The following is a 13,964-nucleotide window of genomic DNA, read 5'->3' as shown; positions in this document are numbered from 1 at the left end:
GGGCGAAGATCCGACCCCCGGTAGCCGGACGGCCGGGCCAGGTCGAGTAGTGTGCGACCGTCGGTGACACCTTGCCGCCGGTGTCCGGATTCAGCGCACCGGGCGGTGCTCTAGGGAGGCAGGAGCAGGTGGTCTCAAGGAGTTCGGTCGGACGGCCGCGCGTCGTACGGCTCGCCGGGCTCGGTGTCGGTGGTGCCATGCTGCTGGCCCTGCTGTCCGGCTGTTCCGCGAACGACATCGGTGACAAGCTCGGCGGCTTCGGCTGGCCGCGGCACGGCATCACCGAGCAGGCCCACAGCATGTACGACCTCTGGATCGCCGCGGTCATCGCGGCGCTGGTCGTCGGCATCTTCGTCTGGGGCCTGATCTTCTGGTGCGTGATCCGCTACCGCAAGCGGGGCGACAACCTGCCGGTGCAGACGCGGTTCAACATGCCGATGGAGGTCCTGTACACGGTCACGCCGGTGCTGATCGTCGCGGTGCTCTTCTACTACACCGCGATCGTGCAGACCGATGTGGACAAGCTCTCGGCGAAGCCGGACCAGACCGTCGAGGTCGTCGCGTTCAAGTGGAACTGGCAGTTCAACTACCGTGACGCGCCCGGCGCGGACGCGAAGACGGTCGCCTCGACGCTGGGCTCGTCCGACGTGATCCCGCTGCTCGTGCTCCCCACCGGACGCAAGATCCGGTTCGAGGAGACCAGCCGCGACGTCATCCACTCGTTCTGGGTGCCGGAGATGCTGTTCAAGCGCGACGTGTTCCCCGGCAACACCCGCAACACCTTCGAGGTGACCCTCGACAAGGAGGGCCGCTACGTCGGCCGCTGCGCCGAGCTCTGCGGCACGTACCACGCCTTCATGCAGTTCGAGCTGGTGGTGGTCTCGCCGCAGAAGTTCGACCAGTTCCTCGCGGCGAAGCAGTCCGGGGCCAGCACGCAGGACGCGATGGGCGCGATCGGCTTCACCGGCGACCAGCGGTTCGCCGTGACGACCAGCCCGTTCGACACCCGCCGCCATGGACAGTCGTGGAACCAGTCGGGTAACACCCCCAACACCGTGGCAGCAGGGAAGTAGGAGCGCGCTGTGAAGACCGAATACAAGATCTTCGCTGGCGTCGCCGCCTTCCTCTTCGGCGCGGCCATCGTGTACGCCGCGTACACCAACGGCGAGGTCGGCCGCGTCGAGTGGGTCGGCACGGTCGCCCTGCTCCTGTCGGGCCTGCTCTGCTCGATGTGCGGCGGCTTCTTCTGGTTCGTCGCCCGCCGCATCGACCTGCGCCCGGAGGACCGCCCGGACGGCGAGATCGCCGACGCCGCGGGCGAGGTCGGCTTCTTCAGCCCGGGCAGCTACTGGCCGTTCGGCCTGGCGCTGGCCGCGGCCGTCGCCGCACTGGGTCTGGTGTTCTGGCAGTGGTGGCTGATCATGGCCGGCCTCATCGCGGTGATCTTCGCCGCGTGCGGCCTGCTCTTCGAGTACTACTCGGGCAGCCGGCACCCCGCCGAGCACTGACCGAACGCACGACCGGAGGCCCGCACCCTGAGAGCAGGGAGGCGGGCCTTCGTCGTTGCTGTCTCCGGCCCCTCAGGTTGCCGCTGGGGGCCTATCAGGCTTCCCGGTAGGTCCGATGGGTCGCCACGTCGCGCAGTAGCTGTCTCGCGACGCGTGTGGCGGCTCGGGCGGTCGGATGCCGGAGCGGCTGTCTTGCGGCGCACGCGTGGCGGCTCGGGCGGGCCGGACGTTGGAGCGGCTGTCCGGCGCTGAGCGTCTCTCTCGCGGCTGGTCGCTGGGGCGGCTGTCGTGCGCCGAGCGGGGTCAGGCGGCCCGTCGCTGCAGCGGGGCGACGCGATGATTGCCCGGGCGCAGCCAGACACGCACCTCGAGCGGCGCCAGGATCTCGGCGGCGTCGCAGCGGGTGCAGACCAGTTCGGGACAGTCGGCGCCGTGCCCGTCGGCGCACGGCGGCACCTCGAACGGCATCTCGGCGTCGCAGATGACGCAGCGCATCTCACGTTCCTGCACGGGTGGCTCCTCTTCGCCGGAAGGTGGAATTACCCGAATGTCATTCAAACGTTGTCACGTCGTCCTCCGCCACGGTTGGACGCGCCCCGGCGTGTCTTGCCGCCGCAAAAGGTCATACAACTCACCCTGCGACGCTACGCCGCGGGTCTCACGATTCGGCTGCGGCAAACCAGACCCGCCGGTCCGACGGTCCGCCGGTCCGACGGTCCGACGGGTGGCGGCCCGGCGGCCCGATGCTGACGGCCCGGCGCCCGGCGGCCCGGCGCCCGGCGGCGGCTTGGCGCCGGCGGCTTGGCGGTCCGACGCTCCGAGCCGGTGGTCGATGAATGCCGGCTCGGCGGGGGTGTCTCGCGGCCGCCGATCTCAGGACTCGGCGGCCTTGGCGGCCTTCGCCGCCTCGACCCAGCGGCCGAGCAGGGCCGTGGCCGCCCCGGAGTCCACCGTCTCGGCGGCGCGGGCGATGCCGGCGCGCATCGTGTCCTCGAAGGTTCCGGGGAAGCCCGCGTGAGCCGCGAACGCCGCCGCCGCGTTGACCAGGACCGCGTCGCGGATCGGGCCCGGCTCGCCGGCGAACATCGTCAGCGCCGCGTTCGCGTTGAAGGCCGCGTCGCCGCCGCGCAGGTCACCCGGGTTGCTGCGGGGGACCCCGAACTCGGTGGCGTCCACCACGGACTCGGAGACCGTGCCGTTGCTCACCACCCACACCCGGGTGGGCGCCGCGGTCGTGAACTCGTCCAGGCCGTCCTCGCCGCGCATCACCAGCGCCGAGTCGCCGCGGCGGGCGAAGACCTCCGCCATCACGGGGGCCATCCGCTGGTCGAAGCAGCCCACGGCGGCGTTGCGGGGCCGGGCCGGGTTGGTCAGCGGGCCCAGGACGTTGAAGAACGTCGGGTGGCCCAGCTCGCGCCGGGTGACCGCGGCGTGCCGCATGCCCGGGTGGAAGCGTGCCGCGAAGCAGAAGCCGATGCCCGCCTCCGACACGGTCCGCGCGACGCCCTGCGGCCCCAGATCCAGTGGGATGCCGAAGTGTTCGAGCAGGTCAGCCGTACCGCAGGCGGACGACGCGGCGCGGTTGCCGTGCTTGACGACCTTGACGCCCGCGGCGGCCACAATGATCGCGGCCATCGTGGAGATGTTGACCGTGTGCGCCCGGTCGCCGCCGGTGCCCACCACGTCGACGGCATCCGCGCGTACGGCGTCGGGCAGGTCCACGACGGTCGCGCTGGCGAGCATCGCTTCGACCAGGCCGGCCAGCTCGGCGGGGGTCTCGCCCTTGGCCCGCAGCGCCACCGCGAACCCTGCCACCTGGACCGGGGTCGCGTTGCCCGCCATGATCTCGCCCATGGCCCAGGCGGTGTCCTGCGTCGTCAGCTCCTCGCCCCGCAGCAGGGCGCTCAACATGTTCGGCCAGGTAGGTGCGCCCATTGTGGGCCTCCGGAAGGGCGAGGTGCGGGCGGGGGAGTGACGCGGGCCCCGGCTTCGACGGCGGTGGCTCGCGGTGCCGGCGACCGGCTGGACAACCCGTGATGCCGGCCGCCGGGCGCGTGACCGATGGTTCGGGCGGCCGGGCGCGTGACCGATGGTTCGGGCGGCCGGGCGCCTGACCGATGCGGCGGGCCGCTGGTCCGGCGCCCGGAGCGGCCGGCGCGGGGCCGGCCACGCGGGGTGCCGCGGGCCGCTGGTCAGCCCAGGGTGCCGAGCGTGCCCAGCGGGATCTGGCCGTCGCGGCGGGCCCGGAGCATGCCGGCCACCGTCTGGCCCGTGGTGACCGGGTCCAGCGGGTAGAACAGCGTGTGGTCGACCTGGGCGTACGCGGCCAGCCACCGGTCCGCGGCGCGGGCGAGCACGACGCAGGTGGGCGGGGGGCCGGCGTACTCGTCCTTGGTCTGGCGGGCGATGCCGAGGCCGCCGGCCGGGGACGCCTCGCCGTCGAGGACCATCAGGTCGATCTCGTAGTCGTCGAGCAGGCGCCGGCACTCCTCCCAGGTGGAGGCGTCCACGAACTCCACGGTCAGGTCGGCGGCGGGGCGTACGCCGATCGCCAGCCGGATCTTGTCGCGGACCGCGAGGTCGTCGCTGTACAGCAGGACCGTGTACTTGTCCGGCTTGGGCTTGCTGTCGTCGCTCATAAGTACGCCTCTAGTCCGGTCATGGGTTGCGGGTGGGGCGGTCGGACGGGCCGGTTCCCACGCTCGTAGGTGCCCGCTGATCGTACCGAACCGGTCAGTCGGCGTCGGGCTGTGGTCGTACCGCCGGACTTTCGGTTGTGATCTTGCTCGCGGCCGGCGCAGCCGGGGCCGCGGTCCGGTCCCGGGCCTCGACCCGGTCCTGCGCCTCGGCCCGGTCCTGCGTCTCGGCCCGGTCCTGCGCCTCGGCCCGGTCCAGGGCCCGGTCGATCCGCTTGGCCTCGCGTTCGGACTGCTTGATCCACTGCAGCACGAGGATGCCGAGCATCGTGACGCTGACGATCTCGCCGCCGGCCCACAGGATGCCGCCCGCCGTGACCTGGTCCTGTTCGGGGCTGATCCAGCCCAGGTGCAGGTTGGGGTACCAGTCGCCGCCGAGCAGCGTCTTGCTCTGCATGATCGTCAGGCCCAGCACCGTGTGGAACGGCACGGAGAGCACCATGAGCAGCGCGCGCGCCGGGTACGGCCACCGGTTCGGCAGCGGGTCCAGGCCCAGCAGCGGCCAGAAGAACAGACATCCCGTGACGATGAAGTGCACGTGGATGAACTCGTGCAGCCAGGCGTGCTCGAGCGTCGCGCGGTACAGGTCGGTGAAGTAGAGGACGAACGGGTTGGCGATGAACAGCCCGAACGCCACCAGTGGGAACGTCAGGACGCCGACCACCCGGCTGTGCAGGAACGCCAGCAGCACCTTGCGGTTCTTCAGCGGCAGCGTCCGCAGCGCCAGCGTGACCGGGGCGCCCAGTGCCAGGAAGATCGGTCCCACCATGGACAGCACCATGTGTTGCACCATGTGCACGCTGATCAGCGTCGTGTCGTACGCCTCGATGCCGGTGACCGTGACCGCGGCGATGGACCCGAGCCCGCCCGCGATGAACGCCACCGTGCGACCGGCGGGCCAGTGGTCCCCGCGCTGTCTGAGCCGGTGCACGCCGTACAGGTAGAGGGCGGCGCCGATGAGCAGGAAGAGCGCGATCAGGCTGGTCAGACGGATCTCGGTGAAGATCTGGGCGACGCTGAACGGCGGGGGGACAGTATCCCCCGCAGCCACGGCGGCGGGAGGCGTTTCGGCGAGCTGCACCATTCGAGGCTAGGCCCATCGGGGTGCCGCGCGTTCTACCGGGCGGCGACACAGACCGGATTAGGCCCCCCGCGACATGTTGAGGTGATCGCGGGGCAATAATGAGCCCGTGACAGCGGCAGCCATCGACAAGAGCCGGATCCACTCGCTGACCCGACCCAACATGGTCAGCGTGGGGACCATCGTGTGGCTCTCCAGCGAACTCATGTTCTTCGCGGCGTTGTTCGCCATGTACTTCGCCATCCGCGCGGCGGACTACAGCATGTGGGAGAAGCACACCGAGGTTCTCAAGATCCCGTACGCGACGACGTTCACGGTGATCCTGGTGCTGTCCTCGGTCACCTGCCAGCTCGGCGTCTTCGCGGCGGAGAAGGGTGACGTGTTCGCGCTGCGGCGCTGGTTCACGATCACCTTCGTCATGGGCCTGATCTTCGTGCTCGGCCAGGCGAACGAGTACCGCCACCTGGTCGAGGAGGGCGTGAAGATCAACGGTGACGGCTACGGGTCGATGTTCTACCTGACGACCGGGTTCCACGGCCTGCACGTCACGGGCGGTCTCGTCGCCTTCATCGTCTACATGATCCGCACGACCATGGGCCGGTTCACGCCGGCGCAGGCCACCTCGGCGATCGTCGTGTCGTACTACTGGCACTTCGTCGACATCGTGTGGATCGCGCTGTTCGCCATGATCTATTGGTTGCAGTAGATCCGCGCCGCCGTCCGTGAGTTTCAGGTCAAGACCCAGAGGGACACAACCCATGACTTCTGACACCCCCGCCGGACGGCGTCTCCGGGTGTTCAACCGGCGGCGGTCCGCGCCGAGCCGGGCGCGCCGGCGCCTCGGCGCCGCGGTCCGCATGGTCGCCGCCCTCGCGCTGGCCGGAGGCGTCTACACCGCCTTCGCGCCGGGCGCGCTCGCCGAGGACAACCGGCCGCTGTCCGCGGCCGCCCAGGAGGGCAAGGCGCTCTTCGACAACAGCTGCATCAGCTGCCACGGCCGCAACGCCGAGGGTGTCGAGGGTCGTGGACCGACGCTGATCGGCGTCGGCTCCGCCTCCGTGGAGTTCCAGGTCGGCACCGGCCGCATGCCGATGACCCGCCAGGAGGCCCAGGCGGAGCGCAAGACGCCGCAGTTCAACCAGGACCAGGTCAAGCAGCTCGGCCAGTACGTCCAGGAGATCGGCGGCGGCCCGCAGGTGCCCACCGGCCCGCTGACCGAGGACCTCAAGCAGAACCCGGAGGCGCTGGCCCGCGGCGGTGAGCTCTTCCGGATCAACTGCACCTCGTGCCACAGCTTCGGCGGCGCGGGCGGCGCGCTGTCCTCCGGCAAGTACGCGCCGAGCCTGCACGCGGCCACCGAGCAGGAGATCTACGCGGCCATGCTGACCGGGCCGCAGAACATGCCGGTGTTCGGGGACAACGAGATCACCCCGGACCAGAAGCGCGAGATCATCACGTACGTCACGCAGCAGCTCCAGCAGGACAAGGACCCGGGCGGCCTGTTCAACCTCGGCCGGTACGGGCCGGTCACCGAGGGCCTGGCCATCTTCCTGGTCGGCATCACCCTCCTGGTGTTCGCGGCGCTGTGGATTGCGGGGAAGTCATGACGGTGACCAAGGACGATCGGCACGGGTCCGAGCGCAAGCCGCTCGACCTGAGCGATCCCCGGCTGTCGCGCTTCGACATCGTCAAGGAAGGCGCGCGGCGCGACGACATCGAGATCGTCACGTACGAGTCGCAGTTCGCCGGGCCGAACACCAAGGCCGAGAAGCGCGTCGAGCGTGCCATCGCGCTGCTGTTCCTGCTCGCCGGGCTCCTGGGCCTGGTCTTCCTGGTCGCCTACATCTGGTGGCCGTGGGAGTTCGGGCTGGGCCACCAGACCAGCGACTACTACACGCCGATCCTGGGCATCTCGCTCGGCCTGGCGCTGCTGGCGGTCGGCTTCGGCATCCTCTCCTGGGCCAAGAAGCTGCTGCCGCACGAGGTCTCGATCCAGGACCGCCACGAGGCGATGTCCACCGACGAGGACCGGCAGATCACCGGCCAGACGATGCTGTTCACGGTCGACGAGCTCGGCGTCCAGCGCCGGCCGCTGCTCAAGGGCGCGGTCGCGCTCGGCCTGGCGCCGCTCGGCCTGGTCGCCGCCGCCCCGCTGGTCGGCGGTCTGATCAAGAGCCCGCACAAGCCCGACCGGGGCGAGAAGTCGCCGCTGTACAACACCGGCTTCAACGCGGACCTCAACCAGGGCAAGCCGGTCCGGCTCACCCGCGAGGACGGTACCGGGGTCCGGCCCGAGGACGTCAGCGTCGGCGGTCAGATCACGGTCTTCCCGGGCATCCCCGGGGGCGCCACCAACGAGTTCGCCGACTCGCCGACCCTGCTCATCCACCTGCGCGCCGGTGACGCCGAGGTGGCTCGCAAGGCTTCGGAGAACGACGAGCACAACAAGGGCGCGATGTGGGGCAATTACGTCGCGTTCTCGAAGATCTGCACCCACGCCGGCTGCCCCGCCAGCCTGTACGAGCAGCAGACCAACCGGCTCCTCTGCCCGTGCCACCAGTCGCAGTTCCTCATCACGGAGAACGCCCGCCCCATCTTCGGACCGGCCAGCCGCCGCCTGCCCATGCTCCCCATCACGGTGGACGACGAGGGCTTCCTTGTGGCAGCGTCGGACTACCGCGAGACCATCGGGCCTGACTTCTGGGAGCGGCCGTGAAGCGCCGAAAGTTCGATCTCGCCTCCGTACCGGGCAAGGCGGCCAAGGGCGTCGACGAACGCCTCCAGGTGGCCACCCCGCTGCGCGGCCTCCTCAACAAGGTCTTCCCCGACCACTGGTCGTTCCTGCTCGGGGAGATCGCCCTCTTCTCCTTCATCGTGCTGCTGCTCAGCGGCGTGTTCCTGACCCTCTTCTTCGACCCGTCGATGAAGGAGGTCGCGTACGAGGGCGCCTATCCGGCCCTGCGCGGCGCGGAGATGTCCGCGGCGTACGAATCGTCCCTGCGCCTGTCGTTCGAGGTGCGCGGCGGTCTGTTCATGCGGCAGATGCACCACTGGGCGGCGCTGCTGTTCATGGCGTCGATCGTGGTGCACATGGCGCGCGTCTTCTTCACCGGCGCGTTCCGCAAGCCGCGTGAGGCCAACTGGGCCATCGGCATCGCGCTGTTCCTGCTGGGCTTCCTGGCCGGCTTCACCGGTTACTCGCTCCCGGACGACGGCCTCTCCGGCACGGGCCTGCGGATCGCCTCGGCGATCATGCTCTCCATCCCGGTGGTGGGCACCTGGCTGTCCGCCTCGATCTTCGGCGGCGAGTTCCCCGGCGAGCTGATCATCGGGCGCTTCTACATCGCGCACGTGCTGCTCATCCCGGGCGGCCTGCTGGCGCTCATCAGCGTGCACCTGGGCCTGGTCTTCAAGCAGAAGCACACCCAGTGGCCCGGCCCCGGCCGGACCAACTCGAACGTGGTGGGCGAGCGCATGTTCCCGCGGTACGCGCTCAAGCAGGGCGGCTTCTTCATGACCGTCTTCGGCGTGATCTGCCTGCTGGCCGGCCTGTTCCAGATCAACCCGATCTGGCTGTTCGGTCCGTACCGGGCCTCCGAGGTCTCCTCGGCCAGCCAGCCCGACTGGTACGTCATGTTCATGGACGGTCTGGTCCGGCTCATGCCGGCCTGGCAGATCGACATCCCGATCGGCGACGGCTACGTGATCCCGCCGCTGTTCTGGCCCGCGGTCGTCGGCCTCGGCGCGCTGACCACGGTGCCCATGTTCTACCCCTGGATCGAGGCGCGGCGCACCAAGGACCACCGCTCGCACCACATCCTCCAGCGCCCCCGCGACGCGCCCGAGCGCACCGGCCTGGGAGCGATGGCGTTCACGTTCTTCCTGATCGCGACCCTGTCCGGCGGCAACGACGTGATCGCCGACAAGTTCCACATCAGCCTGAACGCGATGACCTGGGCGGGCCGCATCGGCCTGGTGATCCTGCCGCCGCTGGCCTACTACGTGTCCGTACGCATCTGCCTCGGCCTGCAGCAGCACGACCGCGAGGTCCTGGCCCACGGCGCGGAGACGGGCATCATCAAGCGCCTGCCCAACGGCCAGTTCGTCGAGGTCCACCAGCCGCTCGGCCCGGTCGACGACCACGGCCACCCGCTGCCGCTGGACTACGCGGGCTGGGTCGTCCCGAAGAAGATGAACCGCCTCGGCGCCCTGGCGCCCGCGGTGAAGGGCTTCTTCTTCCCGGTCGAGAAGCCGGTCGAGGCCCCGGTCTCCCCGGCGGTCCCGCCGGTGGCCGGCCGCGACGAGCGCGAGGAGATCACCTCCGGGCGCTGAGCCCGCACGACGAGAAAGGGAGCCCGGCATCGGGCTCCCTTTTCCGTGTCCGCTTCAGCTGTCCTGCGAGCGCGCGCTTGTGGCTGGCCGCGCCTGTCCGGGACGCCGGGCGGGCTCGGCCCGCCCAATGCGTCGCCCTGGGCGCTCTGCAGGCATGGCCCGCCTTGCTCCTGCGGCCCGGCGCCAGCAGGCGTGGATCTGCTTGCTCGGCGGCCCCCATGCGGTCCGGCCGCCCGCGGGCGTGGCTCGGCTTGCTCATCCGGTCTTGTGCGGCCCCGGCGCCCGCGGGCGTGGCTCGGCTGCGCGGACCTTTCGCCGGCGCGGTCTTGCGCCGTCGCCGGCCGTCAGTCGGCGTCGGGCAGGCCGATCGCGAAGGCATCCTCGAGGTCGTGTCGCGAGTACGCCCGGAAAGCGATGTGCGACTCGGTGTTCAGCACCCCCGGCGTCTTCGAGATCCGCCCGGCGATCACCTCGGCGATGTCGTCGAAGTGCGGCACCCGGACGATCGCGATGAGGTCCACGTTCCCGGCGACCGAGTACACCTCGCTGACCCCGGGCAGCGCCGCCAGCGCCTCGGCGACCTCGGGGATCGAGTCGGTTACGCAGTCGATGTGCACGATCGCGGTGTTCAAGGAAGGCTCCCTCGGGGTCGGCGTCGGTTCATGCTAGCGATCCCCGGAAGGCGCGACCGGCGGAAGGGCGGCGAAGCCCCGCTCAGGCCGCGGTGATGGTGAGGCCCGTCGCGCTCAGGCCGCCGCGACCGTCAGGTCCGTGCCGCTCAAGCTGCGGTGATGGTCAGGCCCGTCGCGGTCAGGCCGCCGCGACCGTCAGGTCCGTGCCGCTCAAGCTGCGGTGATGGTCAGGCCTGTCCCGGTCAGGCCGCGGCGACCGTCATGTCCGTGCCGGCGCGGATCACGTCCGTCAGCACCTCGTCCGCAGCCACCTCGGCGCCCGGCCAGATCACGCAGCGGGTGATGCGGCCCTCCACTGTGGCGCCCGGGCCGATCACCGAGTCCTCGGCGTGGCCGGTCACCGTCGCCGACGGGTCGGTCAGGCCGCGGGCGGCGTGGAGGTTGGCGGCCAGGTAGGTCGCCGGGGTGCCGGTGTCGATGTAGACACCCTCGTACGGGATCAGCTCGAGGTCGCCGGCGGCTTCCGCGGGGCGCCACACCGTACGGACGAGGTCCGAGAATTCGGGGCTCAGGTCGCGGACGTACCGCCATGGCAGCAGGGAGAAGCCCGCGAACCGGCGGCCGCTGAAGCCGCCCGTGTCGCCGGGCGGTACGGGCTTGGTGAGCATCCGTACCGTGTCACCGCTCCAGCCGTCCACCAGGGCCGCGATGTCCTCGCCGGGTTTGCGGTCCGGGTCGGCCAGGTAGGCGTCGGCGTTGCCGACCAGGACGCCGCGGCCGTCGATCCAGCCGCGCAGCCGGCCGATGCCGCCGGAGGTGCCCACCGGCCCGTCCGGTTCCACGGAGAGGTGGGCCCGGTCGCCGACGTGCGTGACGATCTGCCCGGAGAGGTACGCGGCGTTGACGGCGACCGTGTCCGCACCGGCGAGGCCGAGGCCGGCGACGCGGGTGAGCGCGCGGTCCAGCAGCGGTACGTTGCCGACCGGGCACAGCGCCTTCGGAACGAGCGTGGTGAGCGGGCGTAGCCGTTGGCCCTCGCCGGCCGCCAGGATCACCGCTGCGAGGTGCCCAGGCGGGCCGGGATCCGCGTGACCGGGGCGCGCGCGGGCTGTCACGGCGTCTGCCGGGCCGCGCGGGGGCCGATGCCGTACACGCCGAGGACGATCGCCGTGTTGGGCGTCAGGTCGGGGAGGTCGTCGAGCGGGAACCAGGCTGCCTCGAGGACCTCGCCGCCGTCCACGACGAGGTCGGTGGTGGAGGCGGGCACCGTACCCATGAAGACGGTGTCGACCCAGCCCTTGGGGTGCACGATCGCGTTGGGGACGGCCGGGGTGAGGTCGTCGGGGTCGATGTGGACGCCGGACTCCTCGTGCAGCTCGCGGGCCGCGCCCACGGCCGGGGCTTCCGCCTTCTTCAGCAGGCCCGCGGGCAGGCCCCAGCGGCGGCCCGGCGGCTGGCGCAGCAGCAGGAGGCGGCCCGGGTCGCCGGCTTCGGCGTCGCGGATGATGCAAACGGCGCCGACGAGGTATTTGGGCACGATGACCCGGACGATGCGACGCCGCACCCCGTGCGGCAACCGGTAGAACGCCTGATACGCGGCGCCACGCATCCGCCGGGGAAATTTCACGCCCCCAGGCTATCGGGACGCCGCACCGGCCTCGGCCGGGGTCGCCCGCGCCCGGCTTCCGCACCTCGCCGCAGGGCTCGGCTCGGCTGGCCCGCGCCCGCCGCGAGGGGCACGGCTGGGCCGGTCCGCGGCAAAGGGCACGGCTGGGCCGGTCCGCGGCTGGCCCGGTCCGCGGCGAGGGGCTCGGCTCGGTCGGGCCGCGCCAGCCCCGCGAAGGGCTCAGCCGGGCCGCGCCGGGCTTCGATCGCCGGTGGCGGGCTCAGTCGGGGTGGTCGACCAGGGCGATGAGCTGCTCCACCACCTGATCGGGCTCCAGGTTCCGCTCGGTCACCGCGACCAGCATCGTCTCGAGGTCGGGGTAGCCGAGCTCCTCCGCGAGCCGGCGCAGTGGCACCTCGCTGGCCAGGCCGCGGTCGTGCTTGCGCAGCGTCAGGCCGATCGTCGCGCGGCCCAGGCGCACCTTGTCGGCGATGCTGATGCCCGGGGCGTTCTCCTCCGCGAAGTAGCGGTTGATCTGCATCTGGGCCTGCGTGGACTTGACGAAGCCGAGCCACTCCTTGCGGGGCCCGCGCGGCGCCGCGCCCGGCTCGACGTCGACCTGGCCGTCCGACTCGGTGAAGATCTCCACGACGTCGCCGTCGCGGAGTTGCGAGCTGAGCGGGGCGAGCCGGCCGTTGATGGTCGCGGCGAGCGTCTGGTCACCCTTGTCGGGGCTGAGCTCGTACGCGAGGTCGACGGGCGTCGAGCCGGACGGCAGCTCGATCATGCGGCCCTTGGCGAAGACGGTGATCTGGGCCTCGGCGAGGTCGCAGCGCAGCGAGGCGAGGAACTGGCCCGCGTCGGTGGTGTCCTGCTCCCAGTCGAGCACCCGCTTGAGCCAGGTGAGCTGGTCGGTGCCGGGCAGCGACTCGGTGTCGGCCTTCGGGTAGCGGTAGCCGGTGGCGACGCCGTACTCCGCGCAGCGGTGCATCGACACCGTGCGGATCAGCACCTCGACCAGGCGTCCCTCGGGGCCGGTGACCGTGGTGTGCAGGGAGCGGTAGAGGTTGTTCTTCGGGGAGGCGATGAAGTCCTTGAACCGGCCGGCGACCGGGCGCCACTGGCCGTGGATGGCACCGAGAGCGGCGTAACAGTCGGTCTCCGGGCCGTCCACGATGACCGCGATGCGGGGCAGGTCGAACGGTACGGCGTGACCGCCCGCGACCGTGTCCTTCCAGATCGAGTAGTAGTGCCGGGGGCGTACCCGGACCTCGGCGCTGACCCGCTGGCGGCGCAGGGCCGTGCGCGCCTGGCCCGAGACGGCGGCGAGGTATTCGTCCCAGCCGGGACGGTTGCGCACGTGCTCGTCGATGCGCTGGTAGGAATCCGGCTCGAGGTGGTAGAGCACCACGTCGTCGAGGTCACGCTTGAGGGCCTGGATGCCGAGCCGGTCGCACAGCGGCACGAGCACGTCGAGCGTGGCGGTGGCGATGCGGGCCCGGGAGGCGGGGGAGCGGGCGTCGAGGGTGCGCATGTTGTGCAGCCGGTCGGCCAGCTTGATGATCAGCACCCGGACGTCCTTGCCGGCCGCGATGATCATCTTGCGGATGGTCTCGGCCTCGGCGGCCTTGCCATAGAACGCCTTGTCGAACTTGGTCACGCCGTCGACCAGGTGGGTCACCTCGGGGCCGAAGTCGCCGTGCAGCGTCTCGAGCGTGTAGCTGGTGTCCTCGACGGTGTCGTGCAACAGCGCCGCGACCAGCGTCGTCGTGTCCATCCCGAGCTCGGCGCAGATCTGCGCGACCGCGAGCGGATGGGTGATGTACGGGTCGCCGCTCTTGCGGAACTGGCCGCGGTGCATGTTCTCCGCCACCGCGTAGCTGCGGCGCAGGACGCCGGCGTCGGCCGACGGGTGGATCGCCCGGTGGGTCCTGGTCAGCGTGGTCACAGGGTCGTCGTCGTTGCCCTGGAAACTGAGGAAGGACCGCAGTCGCTGGGAGAGCGGCGCGGTCGGCAGGGCACGTCCAAGGGCGGCGCCGTGGCCGGCGTCGACGTCCACTCGGACACCCCCTCACGCTCGACCCGCACAACTCGACCCGCACCGTACGC

Annotated in this window: 14 protein-coding genes; 6 read left to right on the top strand and 8 right to left on the bottom strand. The window is 71.1% G+C overall.

All coding sequences use genetic code 11. The annotated features are described in order from the left end of the window. Positions 1 to 197: 197 nt before the first annotated feature. Positions 198 to 1,073, top strand: a complete 876-nt coding sequence (gene coxB / locus AB0K03_RS16525; RefSeq protein WP_364685467.1) for a cytochrome c oxidase subunit II — start codon at positions 198 to 200, stop codon at positions 1,071 to 1,073. Positions 1,074 to 1,082: 9 nt separating this feature from the next. After that, positions 1,083 to 1,508 (top strand): cytochrome c oxidase subunit 4, encoded by a 426-nt coding sequence (locus tag AB0K03_RS16520; RefSeq protein WP_364685074.1) that lies wholly within the window; start codon positions 1,083 to 1,085, stop codon positions 1,506 to 1,508. 303 nt (positions 1,509 to 1,811) lie between these two features. Here AB0K03_RS16520 and AB0K03_RS16515 read toward each other — a convergent pair whose 3' ends face one another. The 4 genes from AB0K03_RS16515 to AB0K03_RS16500 form a co-directional block, all read right to left on the bottom strand. Further along, positions 1,812 to 2,018: a hypothetical protein gene (locus tag AB0K03_RS16515; RefSeq protein WP_364685072.1), complete on the bottom strand. Its 207-nt coding sequence runs from the start codon at positions 2,016 to 2,018 to the stop codon at positions 1,812 to 1,814. 363 nt (positions 2,019 to 2,381) lie between these two features. Further along, complete coding sequence (trpD, locus tag AB0K03_RS16510; protein ID WP_364685070.1) at positions 2,382 to 3,443, bottom strand: anthranilate phosphoribosyltransferase; 1,062 nt, start codon at positions 3,441 to 3,443, stop codon at positions 2,382 to 2,384. A gap of 257 nt (positions 3,444 to 3,700) precedes the next feature. Beyond that, positions 3,701 to 4,147 (bottom strand): hypothetical protein, encoded by a 447-nt coding sequence (locus AB0K03_RS16505; RefSeq protein ID WP_364685068.1) that lies wholly within the window; start codon positions 4,145 to 4,147, stop codon positions 3,701 to 3,703. Between the two features lie 94 nt (positions 4,148 to 4,241). After that, positions 4,242 to 5,288 (bottom strand): cytochrome c oxidase assembly protein, encoded by a 1,047-nt coding sequence (locus tag AB0K03_RS16500; protein ID WP_364685067.1) that lies wholly within the window; start codon positions 5,286 to 5,288, stop codon positions 4,242 to 4,244. A 106-nt stretch (positions 5,289 to 5,394) separates the two neighbouring features. On the opposite strand from AB0K03_RS16500, the gene AB0K03_RS16495 reads away from it, so the two are divergent. From AB0K03_RS16495 to AB0K03_RS16480, 4 genes are read left to right on the top strand one after another with little or no spacing between them, the layout of a single operon-like run. Beyond that, positions 5,395 to 5,991: a heme-copper oxidase subunit III gene (locus AB0K03_RS16495; protein ID WP_364685065.1), complete on the top strand. Its 597-nt coding sequence runs from the start codon at positions 5,395 to 5,397 to the stop codon at positions 5,989 to 5,991. Positions 5,992 to 6,043: 52 nt separating this feature from the next. Next, complete coding sequence (locus tag AB0K03_RS16490) at positions 6,044 to 6,892, top strand: c-type cytochrome (protein ID WP_364685063.1); 849 nt, start codon at positions 6,044 to 6,046, stop codon at positions 6,890 to 6,892. Further along, positions 6,889 to 8,001: a Rieske 2Fe-2S domain-containing protein gene (locus AB0K03_RS16485; protein WP_364685061.1), complete on the top strand. Its 1,113-nt coding sequence runs from the start codon at positions 6,889 to 6,891 to the stop codon at positions 7,999 to 8,001. The genes AB0K03_RS16490 and AB0K03_RS16485 overlap by 4 nt, the downstream gene beginning before the upstream one ends. Next, entirely contained in the window at positions 7,998 to 9,617 is a 1,620-nt protein-coding gene (locus AB0K03_RS16480; protein ID WP_364685060.1) for a ubiquinol-cytochrome c reductase cytochrome b subunit, read from the top strand. Before AB0K03_RS16485 ends, AB0K03_RS16480 begins: the two co-directional genes overlap by 4 nt. 344 nt (positions 9,618 to 9,961) lie before the next feature. Here the strand turns inward: AB0K03_RS16480 and AB0K03_RS16475 are convergent, their stop codons facing one another. The 4 genes from AB0K03_RS16475 to AB0K03_RS16460 form a co-directional block, all read right to left on the bottom strand. Next, on the bottom strand, positions 9,962 to 10,249 hold the full coding sequence (locus AB0K03_RS16475; protein WP_199516107.1) for an Lrp/AsnC family transcriptional regulator: 288 nt from the start codon (positions 10,247 to 10,249) through the stop codon (positions 9,962 to 9,964). Between the two features lie 242 nt (positions 10,250 to 10,491). After that, positions 10,492 to 11,364: a sugar phosphate nucleotidyltransferase gene (locus tag AB0K03_RS16470; protein ID WP_364685058.1), complete on the bottom strand. Its 873-nt coding sequence runs from the start codon at positions 11,362 to 11,364 to the stop codon at positions 10,492 to 10,494. Continuing rightward, positions 11,361 to 11,858 carry an NUDIX domain-containing protein gene (locus AB0K03_RS16465; protein WP_364685464.1) on the bottom strand — a complete coding sequence of 166 codons (498 nt, stop codon included), beginning with the start codon at positions 11,856 to 11,858 and terminating at the stop codon, positions 11,361 to 11,363. The genes AB0K03_RS16470 and AB0K03_RS16465 overlap by 4 nt, the downstream gene beginning before the upstream one ends. A 277-nt stretch (positions 11,859 to 12,135) precedes the next feature. Then, positions 12,136 to 13,914 (bottom strand): RelA/SpoT family protein, encoded by a 1,779-nt coding sequence (locus AB0K03_RS16460; protein WP_364685057.1) that lies wholly within the window; start codon positions 13,912 to 13,914, stop codon positions 12,136 to 12,138. Positions 13,915 to 13,964: the final 50 nt, after the last annotated feature.

This window comes from Actinoplanes sp. NPDC049316 (assembly GCF_040677315.1).
Taxonomy (GTDB): Bacteria; Actinomycetota; Actinomycetes; order Mycobacteriales; family Micromonosporaceae; genus Actinoplanes.
The sequence above is the reverse complement of the archived record's forward strand: the minus strand, read 5'-3'. Positions and strand labels throughout refer to the sequence as shown.

What these genes read in the sequence shown, in the direction of transcription:
- coxB (WP_364685467.1), top strand. Translation starts at nt 198, where the DNA reads ATGCTGCTGGCCCTGCTGTCCGGCTGTTCCGCGAACGACATCGGTGAC.
- trpD (WP_364685070.1), bottom strand. Translation starts at nt 3,443, where the DNA reads ATGGGCGCACCTACCTGGCCGAACATGTTGAGCGCCCTGCTGCGGGGC.
- AB0K03_RS16505 (WP_364685068.1), bottom strand. Translation starts at nt 4,147, where the DNA reads ATGAGCGACGACAGCAAGCCCAAGCCGGACAAGTACACGGTCCTGCTG.
- AB0K03_RS16500 (WP_364685067.1), bottom strand. Translation starts at nt 5,288, where the DNA reads ATGGTGCAGCTCGCCGAAACGCCTCCCGCCGCCGTGGCTGCGGGGGAT.
- AB0K03_RS16490 (WP_364685063.1), top strand. Translation starts at nt 6,044, where the DNA reads ATGACTTCTGACACCCCCGCCGGACGGCGTCTCCGGGTGTTCAACCGG.
- AB0K03_RS16485 (WP_364685061.1), top strand. Translation starts at nt 6,889, where the DNA reads ATGACGGTGACCAAGGACGATCGGCACGGGTCCGAGCGCAAGCCGCTC.
- AB0K03_RS16465 (WP_364685464.1), bottom strand. Translation starts at nt 11,858, where the DNA reads ATGCGTGGCGCCGCGTATCAGGCGTTCTACCGGTTGCCGCACGGGGTG.